Genomic DNA, 16,263 nt, shown 5'->3' with positions numbered 1-16,263 from the left:
TTTTTTGTAAAATTTGTCTCTCATTTGATTGAATCTGTGAGATTTTTATAAGTGTTGAGATGTTTAAATAAACGAAAAATAAATATCATGTCGATATATTGTATTAACATAAGGCGAATAAATGCTTATAGCAAGTGATCACAAATTTTTAATCACTGTATTAAAGATATTTGTAATAACAAGTATATGTTATTTCTTGGGATACCTTGCACGGCCTTATGAAGATCTTTCAGCATTTCTTCCTGCTAATGCCATTATTGTGGTTCTTATTTTAAATTCTAAAATGAGTGATAAATTTGCTTTTTCATTCATTTTTTATTTACTACTTTCGGTATTCGATTTTATATTTTCTCCTCGATTAAATCCATTTTATATTAACATTCCTAATCTAATTTTTATAATTACAACGGCAATAGGAATTAAAAAGCTTGATCTTGATTTAAAGTTTCTATCTGAAATTAAATTATTAAAGATCTTTGCTATTATTACTTTAACTTCGATGATTACAGGTATTGTGGGGGGAATGACAGCATTTGAATCGGGAAAATTTCTGATTTCGATGGCAACATGGATTTGTGTGCAATCATCTACAGCAATATTAGTTATTCCATTATTATTAATGTATCAGACTTATTTTTATCCAAAAAATAAATTTAATATTTATCCTTTACTCGCTTTAGTTTTGTATTATGCATTTATTTTGAATTTTCCTGTTGCTGTTAATATTTGTTTAATTGTTCCAATTCTTATTTTATGTGCAATTTTTTATAATTTAAGAATAACTTCATGGTTGGTAACATTAAATGGATTTTTTTTAATATTTCTTATTTCATATGGGTTAATAAAAACTGGTAGTTATTTAAATGATAGTATTATTTTTACAAGTTTAAATTATTATCGAATTTCTATTGTAGCAGCTGTGTCAAGTGCTTTGTTTATTGCTGTATTAATTAATAATAATGAAATGATTAAAGAAAAATTGAGAAAATCACAATGGACAGATGATTTATCTCAACTTTGGAATAGAAAAGGTTTAATTCAAGATATTAAAACTGGGAGGTTCCTAGGAAAATCTGATTCAATTTTATTGGCAATTATTGATATTGATGATTTTAAAGTTATTAATGATTCATTTGGACACTTAATGGGTGATAGAGTCATTATATTTATTGCAGAGTATTTTAATCAGTTCTTTTCCCATGCAGGCTTATATCGTTATGGAGGAGATGAATTTATTCTTATAATGAATTTAGAGCCTGAACAGAAATATCAGCATGAGCTTGAGGACTTTAGCTTTAAATTTATAGATGCATGTTATGCAGAATTTGAAATGGCGGTAACATTAAGTATAGGCTATACAGTTTTATTTGAGCATCAGCTATCACTAGATAATTTTAAAAATTTATTGGCGCATGCAGATCAGGCATTATATCGATCTAAGAGTTTAGGAAAAAATACTGTTTCCATTTTTTAGAGTATGGGAGGGATGTTATACCTCCCATCCAAGTTTATACTTTAGGTAAATCAAACCAGATCATTTGAGTATCTTCTAGAGCAATAATTTCTGAAAGGTCTGTAAAAGCTAAAGCATCTCCAGTAGAAAGAATCTCGTTATGTATACTTACTTTACCTGAAATAATATGTACATAATTTAAACCGTGGTTAGATTTAACATCCAATCTAGAGTTTTGTTTTAAATGAGCTGTTTTGACTTCCGTATTTTGACGAATATGCATCGGTGCATTGTCATTTGGCCCTGCAATGATATGCCACTCATTTGGATGCTCGCGTGGATCACATTTAATCTGCTGATAAGTCGGAGCTGCATTTTTGATATTGGGTTGAATCCATATTTGTAATAGGTGTACAGGAGTGTCCTGATCATTAATTTCACTATGTCTAACGCCAGTACCTGCACTCATTAACTGCCATTCACCAGCACGAATATGACCTTCATTACCCATGCTGTCTTTATGAGTAATTGTGCCTGATAAAACACAAGTCAGAATTTCCATATTATCGTGTGGATGCGTTCCGAAACCATTATGTGGAGCAACCGTATCATCATTAATGACGCGTAATGCACTCACACCCATAAAACGTGGGTCATACCAATTTCCAAAAGAGAAGCTATGATAGGTATTTAACCAACCTGCTTGGACATGGCCACGATCTTCACTACGATGTAAGTAGGTTTTCATAATTACTCTCAATCATTATTTATTTCTTATTGTCTATTTTTATATTTTTTTTATACTGATTAAATGGTATGGATAAAACATATTGTTCTATTTATAGTACGAAGAAATATAGATGATGAGCTAATAGCTAGCTCATCATCGGTGTACTTTAATTACTTTGTTGTACCAAACTTAAAGATTGTGACATTGTCATAAGTTTGTCCTGGTTCCAAGCGAGTTGAAGGGAAATTCGACTTGTTTGGACTGTCAGGGTAGTGCTGCGTTTCTAATGCAAACGCATCGGCTTGACGATAAAGCGTATTATTGGCACCAATTACATTACCTAATAGGTGATTGGCAGTATAGAACTGAATACTTGGTTGTGTTGTAGAGATCTCTAAGGTGCGTTTAGATTTAGGATCGACAACTAAAGCAGCTTTCACAAGTTTATTGGAATTCTCTTGCTTTAATACCCATGTTTGATCGTAGCCATAGCCATATGCCAACTGTTCATTGCCCTGACGAATATCTTTAGAAATTGTTTTAAGTTTTCTAAAGTCAAAAGGTGTACCTGCAACAGGTGCAAGCTTTCCTGTTGGAAGTGAATTTTCGTCTGTAGTAAGTGTATGATCTGCATTTAGTTGTACAAGGTTGTCTAATACGCCGTACGGACTATTTTTTACACCAGAAAGATTGAAATAGCTGTGATTTGTAAGGTTCACAACAGTAGGTTTGTCTGTAGTCGCCTTGTATTCAATTTTGAATTCGTTGTTATCTGATAAGCTATAGATCACTTCAACGTTTAATTGACCTGGAAAACCTTGGTCGCCATCAGGACTGGTTAACTTGAGTACAGCCTGTACAGTAGAACCTGTTTTAATGGTTGGTTCTACATCCCATACACGTTTGTCATAGCCTGGATTTCCACTATGAAGTGTATTTGGTCCATTATTTTTTTCTAGTTGGTATGTTTTACCGTCGAGTTGAAACTCTCCTTGACCAATACGGTTCGCATAACGTCCAATTAAAGCACCAAAATGAATGCCTTCTTTGGTATCTGTTACTTCGTATCCATGTAAGTTATCGAATCCTAAAACAATATTTTCTTTTTGACCTTTTGAGTCGGGGGTAATAATTTGTGTAATCACACCACCAAAGCTAATAAATGATACTGACACACCATTTTTATTGGTCATGGTGTATTGTTCAACAGCTTTCCCATCTTGCGTTGTACCATATGGTTTACTTGTAAGTGTCGCTGCACTTGCAGTTGCACAAAGAGTTAGCCCCGCAAATCCCGCAAGAAAGATATTTTTTGCCTTCATTAAATGATCCTTTTTAATATCCATAACCTATTACTTATTGACACCATAAATTCATTTACAGTGCTTAAGCGTTCATTCATTTCGCTTAATTGTGTTTGTATATTAGCAAGTTTTATATAATGAGTTTAAATTTAATTTAAATAAATTGTATTTAAAACAGACAAAAGAATAAAGTTTATAGTTTTAATGAAAACATAAAAAAGGCTGAGCCATAAATTGACTCAGCCTTTGGATCAGTTTTATGACTTGATATTTTGAATATGTTTATCGATTTGTTGTGCTTGATCTTCTGCATTACCAGTATAAGTTGCAGGAGTAAGCTCAGCAAGACGAGCACGTTCTTCAGCCGGAACTTGAGTTAGCTCTGTTCCATTGACAAAATCTACCATCATTTCACGAGTCATTGCTTGACCACGAGTAAGTGCTTTTAATTTTTCGTATGGTTTTTCAACATTATAACGACGCATTACAGTTTGAATTGGCTCTGCAAGAACTTCTTGAGACTGATTAAGATCTTCTAGAAGGCATTGTGCATTTAATTCTAGTTTACCTACGCCTTTTAAGCATGCTTCAAATGCAATTAAGCTTTGTGCAAAACCAACACCCATATTACGTAATACAGTTGAGTCAGTTAAGTCACGTTGCCAGCGTGAAATAGGAAGTTTTTCGCCAAGATGTGCAAGTACAGCATTCGCAATTCCTAGGTTACCTTCTGAGTTTTCAAAATCAATAGGGTTTACTTTATGTGGCATAGTAGATGATCCAACTTCACCTTCTTTCAGGCGTTGTTTGAAGTAGCCTAAAGAGATATAACCCCAAACATCGCGGTTGAAGTCGATGAGAATCGTGTTGAAACGACGTAATGCATCAAACAACTCGGCCATGTAATCATGTGGTTCGATTTGAGTGGTATATGGGTTGAAGCTTAAGCCTAGAGATTCTACAAATGCTTGAGCATGTGCTTCCCAGTCAATGTTTGGATAAGCAGAGAGGTGTGCATTATAGTTACCTACAGCACCATTGATTTTACCAAGTAGTTCTACGTTTTCGAACTGCTTAATTTGACGTGCTAAGCGGTATGCAACGTTAGCAAATTCTTTCCCTAATGTTGTTGGACTTGCAGTTTGTCCATGTGTGCGAGAAAGCATTGGCTGACTAGCGTGTGTTTTTGCGAGTGTTGAAATTGCATTTAAAATTTCTTTCATCGATTGAATCAGAACATCACGGCCTTGTTTCAGCATAAGCGCATGTGACAAGTTGTTAATATCTTCTGAAGTACATGCAAAGTGAATGAATTCACCTGAGTCTTTAAGCTCATCAAGATGTGCAATTTTTTCTTTAAGAAAATATTCAACAGCTTTTACATCATGGTTTGTTGTACGTTCAATTTCTTTGATACGTAAAGCATCTTCTTCTGAAAAGTCAGAAACAATTGCATCTAAAAACTGGTTGGTCGAGTCAGTGAATGTTTTTACTTCTGTAATTTCGTCATGTTTTGCGAGAGCTTGCAACCAACGAATCTCAACTGTAACACGTGCATGAATAAGGCCATACTCAGATAGGTAAGGGCGTAAAGCATCGCACTTGCTAGCATAACGTCCGTCTAATGGTGAAAGAGCAGTTAAAGCGTTCATAAGGTTTCCTTTGAAATGGGGGCAAACACTTGAAAGTGGTTACTTCTCTAAAAGTTGAAATTGTGTACGTGCAATAGTATGGATATCTTTAACAATCTTATTTTTTCCAAAAACAAGTTGTATAGAGCGACCACCGACCTGACGCCATAAATGTGCCATTTGTAGGCCAGTAAATAAAGATGCACGAATTCGATTGGTATGCTGACTATCTTTGAATGCTTCGGGATTTCCACGGACTAAAATACGTGGTTCAATTTGTGCTGCAGTCTCTAGATAAGCTTGCGCGAGATTTGCAATAATACTAGGGTGCATATAGTTGTAATCAAAGAAAGAGAGTTGTTTTAATATTTTTTCTTGAGTCTGATTAATTATTTTTACAAATTGTGGATTTTGATATACTTTTTTTTCTAATTGCAGAAGTGAAAGGGCATAACTGGTTGGAAGGCGCGCTACAGGAAGCTTGGGTATTTTACGAATTGTCCTTTTATTAAAAGGAATATGAATACTGTCCTCTAAATTTTTTAAACCAAGTGTAAGATCATTGATTTCATGGAAAAAGTCTAACGTATTTAAGACTTTTCCTTGTTCGAGGTCAGTTGGACGAATATTCAGACTGGCTTTAATGAGTTGTTCAAAATAGAATGTGCCATTCTCATTCATTTTGCTTAAACCTGTCATCGCAGTCATATGGGTTAGCTGAGCAGCTTGAAATACGCCAGCTAACGCCAAAAGTCGATTCTGACGACGGGTTAAGTCTTTAGGCTGTTGAAAGGGTATATCAACCATGCCTTATGTTTCCTCTTGATGCTATAAAAAACTTGGCTTTGGTGCATCTGTATGGAGAATAACCCCGCCACCTAAACAAATTTCATCTGTATAAAATACGACACTTTGACCCGGTGTAACAGCGCGTTGAGCCTCATCAAAGACAACACGAAGACCATTTGTACAGCTCTCATCTTTAAAGACAGTACATGCTTGGTCAGGCTGACGGTAACGTGTTTTCGCAGTGCAACGCAGACCTTCTTCTGGAATAAGTTGTTCACCTGCAACCCAGTCAATGTCCTTGCTCCATAGTGTTGTACTTTGCATTAACGGATGCTCATGTCCTTGTCCAACAACTAATCGATTTCCTGCAATATCTTTATGTAGCACAAACCATGCACCTTCTTGTGCATTTTTCATACCACCTAGGCCAATACCACCGCGCTGACCCAGCGTATAATACATCAAGCCATGATGTTCACCAACGGGTTCACCATTTTCTAAAACAATTTTACCTGGCTGAGCGGGTAAATACTGCTTAAGGAAATCATTGAAGCGACGTTCTCCAATGAAACATATACCTGTTGAATCTTTCTTTTTAGCAGTTGCAAGGCCTAGCTCTTCAGCAATACGTCTTACTTCTGGCTTTTCAATTTCGCCTACTGGAAATAGGGTTTTGTTAATTTCACGTCCGTGTACGGCGTGTAAGAAGTAACTTTGATCTTTATTATTATCTAGACCACGTAAAAGTGGGGCATATTGATCGCCATAACTATTCGTTTGTGTTTGACCACGACGTGTATAGTGACCTGTTGCAATGAAATCTGCACCAAGAGTCAATGCATGATCAATGAATGCTCTAAATTTAATTTCTTTATTGCATAGAATGTCTGGGTTTGGCGTGCGACCAGCAGCATATTCTGCAAGGAAATGTTCAAAAACACGATCCCAGTATTCCATTGCAAAGTTTGCTGTATGTAATTTAATTCCCAGTTTATCTGCAACGGCTTGAGCATCTGCAAGATCTTCGAGTGCAGTACAATATTCCGTTCCATCATCTTCTTCCCAATTCTTCATGAAAAGACCTTCAACTTGATATCCTTGTTGAAGTAATAAAGCAGCGGAAACTGAAGAGTCTACACCACCTGACATACCGACGATGACGCGTTGTTGCATATGACTAGGCATCCAAATTTGGAGTTAAAAGGGGAGTGAAAGGATGTTCATGAATAATTGAAAGGGGATACTTCTTTCCTGCTTCAAAATCTTTAATAGCTTGATTCACTAAAGGGCTGCGAGCACGTGCAGACTCATCGAGTTCATCTAAAGAAAACCATGTGGTGTTGACGATGTCTTTATCTAAAACAGGGTCAATAGCAGTTTTGACAATATGTGCTGCAAAGCAAAAACGAAAAAAAGTTTTGTGCGGTACCATAGGAGGGCGGTAAGTATAAATACCAATCAGATGGTCTATTTCTACGGTGTGGCCTGTTTCTTCAAACGTTTCTCGAATGGCAGCATCGATGAGTGTTTCACCACATTCAACATGACCAGCAGGTTGGTTATATACCGTATGCACAAATCCCTCTGAATGTTCTTCGACAAACAGATAACGATCAGATTCTTTAATTACTGTTGCAACAGTAACGTGTGCAGTCCAGTCAATTGCCATAAAAAAGAAGCATCATGATTCAAAAAACGTATTTTACGCAATTTGAATGCATGATGCTATGTTTCTTACCGAAAACTTAAAATTATTTTAAGTTTAAAGAAGGTTGCTAAAGAATTGTTTAATATGATCAATCATTCGAGAGAAGAAACCTGCTTCTTCAATTGCTTCTAGAGCAACCACAGGTTTTTCTGAAATAACCTTGCCATCTAGTGATGCAACTAACTTACCTATGACTTGACCTTTTTGTAATGGCGCATTAATTGACTGTGAAATCTGTAAATCTGTTTTAATGTCACTTGCTTGGCCTTTTGGCATTGTTACACTGAAGTCTTCAGCAAGACCTACAGGTACTTCATTTTTTGTACCAAACCAAACTTTTACATTCTTTAATGACTGATCTGCAGATTTAACTTTTACAGTTTCATAGTTTGCATAGCCCCACGCGAGAAGTTCACGTGTTTGAGTTGCACGTGCGTTAATACTTGGTGCACCAAAAACGACAGTAATTAATCGCATTGGACCACGTTTGCTAGATGTGGTTAAACAATAACCAGCTTCATCTGTGTGTCCTGTTTTTAATCCATCTACGGTAGGGTCTGTGTAAAGAAGTGGGTTACGGTTACCTTGTTTAATATTATTGAAAGTAAATTCTTTTTCAGAATAGATCGGATAATATTTTGCACTATCATGAATAATATGTTGTGCTAAAACAGCCATATCTTTTGCAGTAGAATAATGTCCATCTGCTGGTAAGCCTGTAGAGTTTACGAAGTTGGTATTAACCATACCAATCCGTTTTGCCTCTTGATTCATCATGTAGGCAAAGGTACCTTCATTTCCAGCGATGTGTTCAGCCATTGCTTTTGCTGAATCATTGCCAGATTGAATAATGATTCCTCGTAGCATTTGCATAACAGTTGCAGTCCCATTGAGTGGGACAAACATACATGATTCGGATCTGTTGCCACGACACCATGCATCTTCATTCATACGGACATTTTCATTTTCTGTAAGTTGTCCTTTAAGAAGTTTTTGCTCCACGATGTAGCTTGTCATCATTTTTGTCATGGACGCAGGTGCGAGTTTTTCGTTCTCATTTTTCGCTGCTAAAATTTGACCCGTTTGGTAGTCCATTAAGACATACGACTTGTTATCTAATTCCGGTGGCGAAGATAAGACAGTTGCTGCAAAGCTAAATGAAGGTAAAAGGAGAAGGGCAGCAAAGGTACTTTTTCTGCTCATTTAGGGTCATTCCAATGGTTAGCGTCTATGTGAATTTGCATTTTAGGTTAAACATAAGTGGACTGCCATATGCAGTACACACTTATTTTACATTGTATTGTAAAGGAGTTATGAACCTTTACTTAGCGTTGTAATTTCTTTACATATTTCTTTATTTTGATTGTCACCCGCTTTTTTTGCATCAGCGCGTGCTTGAGTTAAAAATGGTTTAAAATCTTTTTGTTTTGCTCGAATTTGTAAGGCACGCACAGGGTCTTGTATACCAGGCATATTTTCTTTAACAAGTTCTGCATAGCCAGATTGGTATGCTTCATCTTTTTTAAAACCGTAACCTGGACAAATTTCAGATAAAACATATATCGCTGCAAGTTCCTCTTGTGTTACACCACCTTGATTCGGTGTAACATCGATATTTGTTGCATCATCATTCGATTTTTTTTCTTTTGCTAAAGTGAGCGTAGAAGCTGTAGTCGCAATCAGACCTGCAAATAATACTGTCAGGAGGCGTTTACTTATTTGGGATATCATCATAAGGTTTTAAACATTAGTTTTTTCAACATACTTAGGATGTTAAACAAATTTTCTAATAATGAAAGCAATAAACTGTATAAAAGGTGTATAAAATGAATGAAATATATCTTTATTCATATTGTGTTGAGATGAGTGAAAAGCCATATAGGCGCTATATAAATTTTCCTATGTGTTAGGATGTGACCCTTATAAAACATTGCTATTTTTTTGTGACTTTTAATACATATTTGTTGCTTTATAATTTATAATATTAGAGTGAATAACCTTGCTTAAGACAAGCATGTGGTATAGACGAGAGCATTGAATGCTTTACGATGAATAATAATATATAGAATTATAGTTGATCTGCTTAAACTGACATAAAAAATCAACTTTGTATTGTGGGTTCACAAACTGTAGTTGATCATATAATACTAGAATGACTAGCCTTATAAATATTTCAGTCATTATAGGGTATAAGGTTTTGACTATTTGAATCATACAGATTTTAAAGTCTTTGTGGAAAGGAGCCCCATGGTGTTATATGGGAATCCATCCTTTAATGGAAAAATAATATTTATCAATGCCTAGCCGGTAAAAAGAGAGTGAAATAGATTTAAATGAATATCCTAGTTTCAAATGACGATGGTGTTTTTGCGCCCGGTATTCAAGCTTTAGCAGAAGCGTTAAAGCCTTTAGGTCGCGTAGTTATTGTTGCACCAGAATCGGAAAGAAGTGGATTCTCAAGTGCCTTAACTTTGGATCGACCATTACGTCCAATTGAAATTATGCCAGATATTTGGTCTGTCAATGGTACACCTGCGGACTGTGTTTATCTTTCAATGAATGGGTTGTTTGATTTTGAATTTGATCTCGTCGTCAGTGGAATTAATAGTGGAGCAAATTTAGGTGATGATATTTTATATTCGGGAACTATAGGTGCTGCATTTGAGGGGCGACTAATGAAGCAACCAGCCGTTGCTGTTTCATTGGTGGGACAAGATCCGAGTCATTATCTTTCAATTGGAAATTTTAGGAAGGCTGCCAAATGGATGGCAGATTTTATACAAAAGGGTTTGCCACAGGTTCCAGAGAGACATATTTTAAATATTAACATCCCTGAAATTGATGAAATTAAAGGTGCATTGGTGACGTACCAAGGGCGCCGTATGCAATCTAAACCAATTACCAGTCAAATAAATCCGCGTGGTCATCATGTGTATTGGATTGGGTTATCAGGCGAGGCTATTTTAGAACCGAGCATCGATGATTCCGGTTATGTATCCGACTTTTATGCCATTAATCATGGATTTGTCAGTATTACTCCAATTCAAATGGATGCGACAAATTATAATATTCTCCAACAACTTGAGGATCAATTAAAATATTAAACGTTGGCTTATTGTTTTATAATAAAAAACAGTTCAGTTTTACTATACAATTTCTGAGTAATTTTAGCCCATTATAAAATTAAATGAATCATTGAGATGAAGAGGGACGTCAATGCAGATGTTAAAAGAGCAGTTTACTCGTACTCATAAACAAACATTAAAGCCTTTGCTTGTATCATGTTTAACCTTGTCTGTATTTGCTTTTACAGGATGTGCATCAAAACCGCAAGTGATGACTACGCGTGCTTTGCCTGCTCCAGATTTATATACGGTAAAAGCTGGAGATACTTTAAGCGGTATTGCAGCGCGTTATGGGGTGAATTATCTTACTGTGGCACAAATGAATAATATTCCTGCGCCCTATACGATATTTGTTGGTCAGAATTTAAGGATAAAAGGGGGAGGTGTTCAGCCGGTTGTATCAACCGCGAGTAATGTTGTACGTTCTACGCCAAGTGTACCACCAATCCAGACACAAAGTATTCCTTTACCATCTCAAAATAATGCACCTGCTATTGCACCTAAACCTGTGGCAACTGCGCCAGCTATTCAGACCCAAACGACCTCTACAGTAGCAGGCCTACGTTGGGTTAAACCATCTAATAATCCAGTTATTGCGAGCTACAATCCGGCCAGTAACATTAAAGGAATTCGTTATAGCGGACAAATGGGCGATCCTATTTATGCGGCAGCAGATGGACAAGTGGTGTATGCAGATAATGGTTTAAAAGAGTTTGGTAATTTAGTTCTTATTAAACATAGCAATGGTTATATTAGTGCATATGCACACAATAGTAAGATGTTGGTAAAAAGTGGTGCCCATGTCAAAGCCGGTCAACAAATTGCTGAAATGGGTAATTCTGGTACAGATCGTGTGATGCTCGAATTCCAAATTAGAGCAGAAGGAAAGGCAATAGATCCTGCACGTATCCTTTCAGGCAGCTAGGCCAACAAATAGAGGTACTCAGCTTTAGTTGGCTGAGTGCTTCATTTGAAATTCGATTAAGGCAGCTTAAAATAATACTATTCTCAATAAATAGTTTAAAAAAACAACAATTTGAAGTGAAATGTTACGTCTAAAGGTATCTGTTTATGCAAAAGGCTTATACAATAGGATGTAGTCAGACAAGCGATATTAACAACCTTTGGGTATAATACACGCAAATAATTGAGGATTTATCTATGACTGAACAAGCACGAGATACTGAAGCATTAATACGTGAGCAAATTGCTAAGCATGCCGTATTACTTTATATGAAAGGAACACCACAGTTTCCACAATGTGGTTTTTCTGCACGTGCAGTAGAAGCGCTAAGCCAAATTGGACGTCCATTTGCTTATGTGAATATTTTAGAAAATCAGGATATTCGTGCGACTTTACCTAAGATTGCAAACTGGCCAACTTTCCCACAACTATGGGTTGCAGGGGAACTCATTGGTGGTAGTGACATTATTTTGGAAATGTTCCAAAGTGGTGAGTTAAAGCCATTAATTGAACAGCACAGTGCTGCACCAGAAGCTTAAGCTATATTTTAAAGCGCCGTATGGCGCTTTATTTTTTGAGTTATTTGAGTTATTTGAGTTATGCGTATTAGTTTAATTGGGGCTGGCCGAGTAGCCAATCATTTAGCAAAGGCTTTGGTTGATGCGGGTCATCATATTATACAAGTATATAGTCATCATCATAACAGTGCAGAATATTTGGCTCGGAAGGTAAATGCCATTGTGGCCTATAACTACCAAGATTTAGATCCAAATATAGATTTTATTATTATTGCTGTTAAAGATGCAGCGATTCCAGAAGTGGTATACGCTTTGTCGACCTTGGAATTTAAAGCCTGTATTTTACATACATCTGGTAGTACTCACCTCAATGTACTTACAGAGTATTTTCCTAGAGCTGGTGTGTTGTATCCTTTGCAAACATTTAGTCTAGAGAAACAAGTAGATTGGAAAGAAATTCCTTTACTTATAGAAACAGCCCATCATCACGATCTTGAATCACTTGAAGAAATGGCAAAAACACTTTCTTCAAATATTCATATTTATAACTCCGAACAGCGTCTAAGTTTACATCTTGCTGCGGTTTTTGCCTGTAACTTTTCAAACTATTGTTATGATATTGCACAACAAATTGTTGCCCAAGAAAAAGTAGATTTTTCTCTTTTATCTCCTTTAATTCTTGAAACGGCAAAAAAAGCTACGCAGTTTATACCTAGTAAAGTACAAACTGGCCCTGCACTGCGTCAGGATGATGCAATACTAAGTTTGCATAAGGGCTTGATGGCGCAAAAGAACCAAAAAGATTTCTTAGAAATATATCAAGTATTAAGTAATCAGATTAAAACAAGACATAAAAAACCCGACATATGAGTCGGGCTATAGAGACTTACTGAATTTTCTTAAAGATAAAGTCATTAATTTTGTGGCCAGATTCTAATCCACGTCGTTCAAACTTTGTGAGTGGTCGCCATTCTGGGCGAGGATAACTATTTCCCCTACCAGCTAAATTTTCTAAACGAGGGCGATTATCTAAAACATCTAGCATCCATTCTGCATAAGGTTCCCAGTCTGTAGCACTGTGAAATGTACCACCAAGAGCAAGCTTATTTTCTACAAGTTCCATGCGTTCATGCGCAACAAAACGGCGTTTAAAGTGTCTTTTCTTCTGCCAAGGATCTGGGAAATAAAGTTGGATACAGTCGATACTATTATCAGGCATCTCTTTTAAAACTTTAATTGCATCTGCATCTAATACTTTTAGGTTTTTTACTTCTGCAATACCTGCCTCATACACACATTGAGCAATACCAGGGACGTGGACTTCAATACCTACATAATTGCGTTCGGGGTTTGCTTTAGCCATTAATACTAAAGAGCGGCCCATGCCAAAACCAATTTCAACAGTAAGAGGGCGTTCTGGGTGTTCGAAATGTTGGCGTAAATCTCCAACTGGATATTCCAAAATTAGATCACGATATTGTTCTAAAGCGGCAGTCTGTGAGGTATTTAGCGGAGATGAACGGCGCATAAATGTTACAATCTCACGGTGCTCATGCAAATTATCTAATTCTATAATTTGAGGTTCAAGCTGATCGTTATTCATAACTTTGGAATCATTACAATAATTAGAAAAGCGTTATTTTAAGTACTCGTACAAGTAAGTCAAATTGATTACTCAAATAATTCATAAATAATTTAAGATATTAAAAAGTTGTTCTATTTTTAGGACAAAACGTTTTATAAATTACAATGTATTCTTACATTTTATACCGTTAAGATAAAAACAAGAAATTATTGATGGAATAAAACGATGTTTAATAAAAAAGCTTTATTGGGATTGTCTTTGGGTTTAATGAGCGCTGTTACATTTGCAGCACCTATAACTTATAAAATAGACCCTGCACATACGGCAACACTCTTTTCTTGGAATCACTTTGGCTTTTCTACACCAACAGCGAATTTCTCAGATATCCAAGGCGATATCCAAGTGGATGAAGCACATCCAGAAAAATCATCTGTAAACGTAACGATTCCTGTAAGCAGTGTAAATACAAATGTATCTGCATTGGATAAAGAGTTTCAAGAAGCAGCATGGTTTAACAGCGCACAATATCCAAATATTACTTTTAAAAGTACACGTGTAGAAACCAAAGATAAAAAACATTTTAAAATCTTTGGTGATTTAACTGTAAAGGGAACAACAAAACCAGTTGTATTAAATGCAACTTTAAACAAACAAGGTGTTCACCCAATGAAGAAAGTAGCAGCAATAGGATTTAACGCTACAACCTCTTTTGATCGCTCTGCGTTTGGTATAGGTAATTATGTTCCTAATGTGAGTGATAAGATCACTGTAAATATTACAACTGAAGCATCAGTAGATAAATAAAATAATATATAACAATGGCTTAGTCTTAAATATTGTTTTTGACTAAGCCTGTATTATCAACAATATTTCATCCAAAAACTTATTATTTTAAAAATAAGAATAAATTTACATCACTAATTTTTTCATAGTTCGTCAACTTAAGAATGAATATCAGTTATGATATTCAGTGGAGTGGTTAACAATAAATTTTTAAATATGAGATAAAATAATATAACAGAGTAAATCGATGAACTATCACTTTTATGTTCATAGAAGATTTAGCGTATACTTATGAAAGTTATACCTAAATTTTTAGATTCTACGAATGTATATATAAAAGGATTTTAAAAACTGTTTGTAGCGAAAATATTTATTTATAAATATACGATTATTTAAAGGCGATTGAATTTGTTAAAGCATCATAATAGGCTATGCAGGAATTTTAAATAAAATCTGAAAAATATTATTTGAGAAGTTTATAAATCGTTATTAAAAAAATATGTCTTATAGGTTTTTTATCAAATATAAAATAGACTAGTTAAACGCTTTTTGTTTAATGGTTCCATCAGCGATATGCTATGCTCATGCAAATTAGGGCAGTGATAGTAGCGATTATTAATACTAATAATGCTATGACTTTCCAAAAGTCTTCTTCTGGGATGTCATTGAAGTTGATTTTAGCTGGTGGTAGATCACTTATTGAGACTGAGCTTCCTGAGAAAAAACCTAAAATGATGATTATAAAGACTATACAGAAGCCTACAAAGTATAATATTTGCCATGCAATATTTAAGAATTGACATAAATATGCTTTGAATATCTTACATTGATACATATATGGTTTAATTGATATATTTTTTCTAAATATAACATACTTTTGATGGTAAGTGTATATGTGGTGCTATGTTGTAAGTTGCTATAAGAAAAATAAAAAAGTTTTGCACAGTTTTGAAATATAAGTATTTTTAAAAATATAAATATATTTAAAAGGGTATAAAAAATATTTAATTAAACTATAAAAGCTCTCTATAAACCATTGTAGCCCATTTTGGTATGGGAGTATTCTATTTCATACCTACTACTATTTATATAAAAGGTTGGAATTCAAGATTTATGGAACTTAAGTTGGATAAAGATATATAAATTGAAGAATTATTATTCAATATTTTGGAATATTAAGGCTAATTTCTATTTAGACAAGAATAACTATTTTTTCTTTCAGTAGATTAGGATACTATTTCTTATAAATTAATGAGCTATATATGATTTATGGATGTAACAACTCTATTGACTCTAATATTTGTTTTAAATTGCATTAATCTGTTTGCGAATAATTCAAAATTTAAATATAAAAAGCAAGTTCAGAATATCTGCATAGCCAGTTCACTTTTGATTACTGTTTTATTACTTCTTAGTTGAAAAAACTTCACTGATCTAGATTAAAATTAGTTATTATTCTAATTCTTAGAAGAGCACTATAGTCAAACAATCTAATTACTCATACAAAAATGAAAAAACATCTGAAAGAGTCGATCAATACAATCCTCTTGCCATTCTTTTCTCTTTTTCTTAATCCATGCCCAAGTCTTTTCAATAGAATTCAAATCAGGGCTATAAGGCGGTAACCATAAAATCTGATGCCCATGATGTTCTAGTAACTCCTGTGTGTCTGC

16 protein-coding genes are annotated in these 16,263 nt (G+C 35.0%); 6 read left to right on the top strand and 10 right to left on the bottom strand.

The genetic code is table 11. The annotated features are described in order from the left end of the window. The first annotated feature begins 121 nt into the window (after nucleotides 1-121). Nucleotides 122-1,474, top strand: coding sequence for a GGDEF domain-containing protein (locus I2F23_RS10360; RefSeq protein WP_195772523.1), 1,353 nt, complete (start codon nucleotides 122-124; stop codon nucleotides 1,472-1,474). A gap of 34 nt (nucleotides 1,475-1,508) precedes the next feature. Here I2F23_RS10360 and I2F23_RS10355 read toward each other — a convergent pair whose 3' ends face one another. From I2F23_RS10355 to I2F23_RS10320, 8 genes are all read right to left on the bottom strand, one after another. Further along, nucleotides 1,509-2,201, bottom strand: coding sequence for a pirin family protein (locus I2F23_RS10355; RefSeq protein WP_195772522.1), 693 nt, complete (start codon nucleotides 2,199-2,201; stop codon nucleotides 1,509-1,511). Nucleotides 2,202-2,353: 152 nt separating this feature from the next. Further along, nucleotides 2,354-3,505 (bottom strand): aldose epimerase family protein, encoded by a 1,152-nt coding sequence (locus I2F23_RS10350; protein ID WP_195772535.1) that lies wholly within the window; start codon nucleotides 3,503-3,505, stop codon nucleotides 2,354-2,356. A 239-nt stretch (nucleotides 3,506-3,744) separates the two neighbouring features. Next, nucleotides 3,745-5,139, bottom strand: a complete 1,395-nt coding sequence (purB, locus tag I2F23_RS10345; protein WP_195772521.1) for an adenylosuccinate lyase — start codon at nucleotides 5,137-5,139, stop codon at nucleotides 3,745-3,747. A gap of 39 nt (nucleotides 5,140-5,178) precedes the next feature. Continuing rightward, nucleotides 5,179-5,925 (bottom strand): DUF489 family protein, encoded by a 747-nt coding sequence (locus tag I2F23_RS10340; protein ID WP_195772520.1) that lies wholly within the window; start codon nucleotides 5,923-5,925, stop codon nucleotides 5,179-5,181. A gap of 21 nt (nucleotides 5,926-5,946) precedes the next feature. After that, nucleotides 5,947-7,080: a tRNA 2-thiouridine(34) synthase MnmA gene (mnmA, locus tag I2F23_RS10335; protein WP_195772519.1), complete on the bottom strand. Its 1,134-nt coding sequence runs from the start codon at nucleotides 7,078-7,080 to the stop codon at nucleotides 5,947-5,949. Nucleotides 7,081-7,084: 4 nt separating this feature from the next. After that, a complete protein-coding gene (locus I2F23_RS10330) occupies nucleotides 7,085-7,576 on the bottom strand; it encodes an NUDIX domain-containing protein (protein ID WP_195772518.1) in 492 nt (163 codons plus the stop codon). A gap of 93 nt (nucleotides 7,577-7,669) precedes the next feature. After that, a complete protein-coding gene (dacC, locus tag I2F23_RS10325; RefSeq protein WP_195772517.1) occupies nucleotides 7,670-8,818 on the bottom strand; it encodes a D-alanyl-D-alanine carboxypeptidase PBP5/6 in 1,149 nt (382 codons plus the stop codon). A 108-nt stretch (nucleotides 8,819-8,926) separates the two neighbouring features. Next, nucleotides 8,927-9,349 (bottom strand): MCR_0457 family protein, encoded by a 423-nt coding sequence (locus I2F23_RS10320; RefSeq protein WP_228284809.1) that lies wholly within the window; start codon nucleotides 9,347-9,349, stop codon nucleotides 8,927-8,929. A 599-nt stretch (nucleotides 9,350-9,948) separates the two neighbouring features. On the opposite strand from I2F23_RS10320, the gene surE reads away from it, so the two are divergent. From surE to I2F23_RS10300, 4 genes are all read left to right on the top strand, one after another. Next, nucleotides 9,949-10,719 (top strand): 5'/3'-nucleotidase SurE, encoded by a 771-nt coding sequence (surE, locus tag I2F23_RS10315; protein ID WP_195772516.1) that lies wholly within the window; start codon nucleotides 9,949-9,951, stop codon nucleotides 10,717-10,719. Between the two features lie 112 nt (nucleotides 10,720-10,831). Next, nucleotides 10,832-11,665, top strand: a complete 834-nt coding sequence (locus I2F23_RS10310) for a peptidoglycan DD-metalloendopeptidase family protein (RefSeq protein WP_195772515.1) — start codon at nucleotides 10,832-10,834, stop codon at nucleotides 11,663-11,665. Between the two features lie 236 nt (nucleotides 11,666-11,901). Beyond that, nucleotides 11,902-12,243: a Grx4 family monothiol glutaredoxin gene (gene grxD / locus I2F23_RS10305; RefSeq protein WP_195772514.1), complete on the top strand. Its 342-nt coding sequence runs from the start codon at nucleotides 11,902-11,904 to the stop codon at nucleotides 12,241-12,243. A gap of 60 nt (nucleotides 12,244-12,303) precedes the next feature. Next, entirely contained in the window at nucleotides 12,304-13,092 is a 789-nt protein-coding gene (locus I2F23_RS10300; RefSeq protein ID WP_195772513.1) for a Rossmann-like and DUF2520 domain-containing protein, read from the top strand. Between the two features lie 16 nt (nucleotides 13,093-13,108). Here the strand turns inward: I2F23_RS10300 and trmB are convergent, their stop codons facing one another. Then, nucleotides 13,109-13,825, bottom strand: a complete 717-nt coding sequence (trmB, locus tag I2F23_RS10295) for a tRNA (guanosine(46)-N7)-methyltransferase TrmB (protein WP_195772512.1) — start codon at nucleotides 13,823-13,825, stop codon at nucleotides 13,109-13,111. A 207-nt stretch (nucleotides 13,826-14,032) separates the two neighbouring features. Between trmB and I2F23_RS10290 the strand changes: the two genes are divergently transcribed. Beyond that, nucleotides 14,033-14,611 (top strand): YceI family protein, encoded by a 579-nt coding sequence (locus I2F23_RS10290; protein WP_195772511.1) that lies wholly within the window; start codon nucleotides 14,033-14,035, stop codon nucleotides 14,609-14,611. Between the two features lie 1,469 nt (nucleotides 14,612-16,080). Here I2F23_RS10290 and I2F23_RS10285 read toward each other — a convergent pair. Then, the coding region (locus I2F23_RS10285) for a transposase (RefSeq protein ID WP_195772328.1) at nucleotides 16,081-16,263 on the bottom strand (183 nt) is incomplete at its 5' end.

Source organism: Acinetobacter pollinis (assembly GCF_015627175.1).
Classification (GTDB): Bacteria; Pseudomonadota; Gammaproteobacteria; order Pseudomonadales; family Moraxellaceae; genus Acinetobacter; species Acinetobacter pollinis.
This window is presented reverse-complemented; position numbering and strand designations above follow the sequence as displayed.

Bases quoted from the DNA above. Each gene is read 5' to 3' on its own strand.
- I2F23_RS10300 (WP_195772513.1), top strand. From the start codon at position 12,304: ATGCGTATTAGTTTAATTGGGGCTGGCCGAGTAGCCAATCATTTAGCA.
- mnmA (WP_195772519.1), bottom strand. From the start codon at position 7,080: ATGCAACAACGCGTCATCGTCGGTATGTCAGGTGGTGTAGACTCTTCA.
- I2F23_RS10310 (WP_195772515.1), top strand. From the start codon at position 10,832: ATGCAGATGTTAAAAGAGCAGTTTACTCGTACTCATAAACAAACATTA.
- I2F23_RS10330 (WP_195772518.1), bottom strand. From the start codon at position 7,576: ATGGCAATTGACTGGACTGCACACGTTACTGTTGCAACAGTAATTAAA.
- I2F23_RS10350 (WP_195772535.1), bottom strand. From the start codon at position 3,505: ATGAAGGCAAAAAATATCTTTCTTGCGGGATTTGCGGGGCTAACTCTT.
- surE (WP_195772516.1), top strand. From the start codon at position 9,949: ATGAATATCCTAGTTTCAAATGACGATGGTGTTTTTGCGCCCGGTATT.
- I2F23_RS10320 (WP_228284809.1), bottom strand. From the start codon at position 9,349: ATGATGATATCCCAAATAAGTAAACGCCTCCTGACAGTATTATTTGCA.
- I2F23_RS10355 (WP_195772522.1), bottom strand. From the start codon at position 2,201: ATGAAAACCTACTTACATCGTAGTGAAGATCGTGGCCATGTCCAAGCA.
- dacC (WP_195772517.1), bottom strand. From the start codon at position 8,818: ATGAGCAGAAAAAGTACCTTTGCTGCCCTTCTCCTTTTACCTTCATTT.
- I2F23_RS10340 (WP_195772520.1), bottom strand. From the start codon at position 5,925: ATGGTTGATATACCCTTTCAACAGCCTAAAGACTTAACCCGTCGTCAG.
- trmB (WP_195772512.1), bottom strand. From the start codon at position 13,825: ATGAATAACGATCAGCTTGAACCTCAAATTATAGAATTAGATAATTTG.
- I2F23_RS10360 (WP_195772523.1), top strand. From the start codon at position 122: ATGCTTATAGCAAGTGATCACAAATTTTTAATCACTGTATTAAAGATA.
- purB (WP_195772521.1), bottom strand. From the start codon at position 5,139: ATGAACGCTTTAACTGCTCTTTCACCATTAGACGGACGTTATGCTAGC.
- grxD (WP_195772514.1), top strand. From the start codon at position 11,902: ATGACTGAACAAGCACGAGATACTGAAGCATTAATACGTGAGCAAATT.
- I2F23_RS10290 (WP_195772511.1), top strand. From the start codon at position 14,033: ATGTTTAATAAAAAAGCTTTATTGGGATTGTCTTTGGGTTTAATGAGC.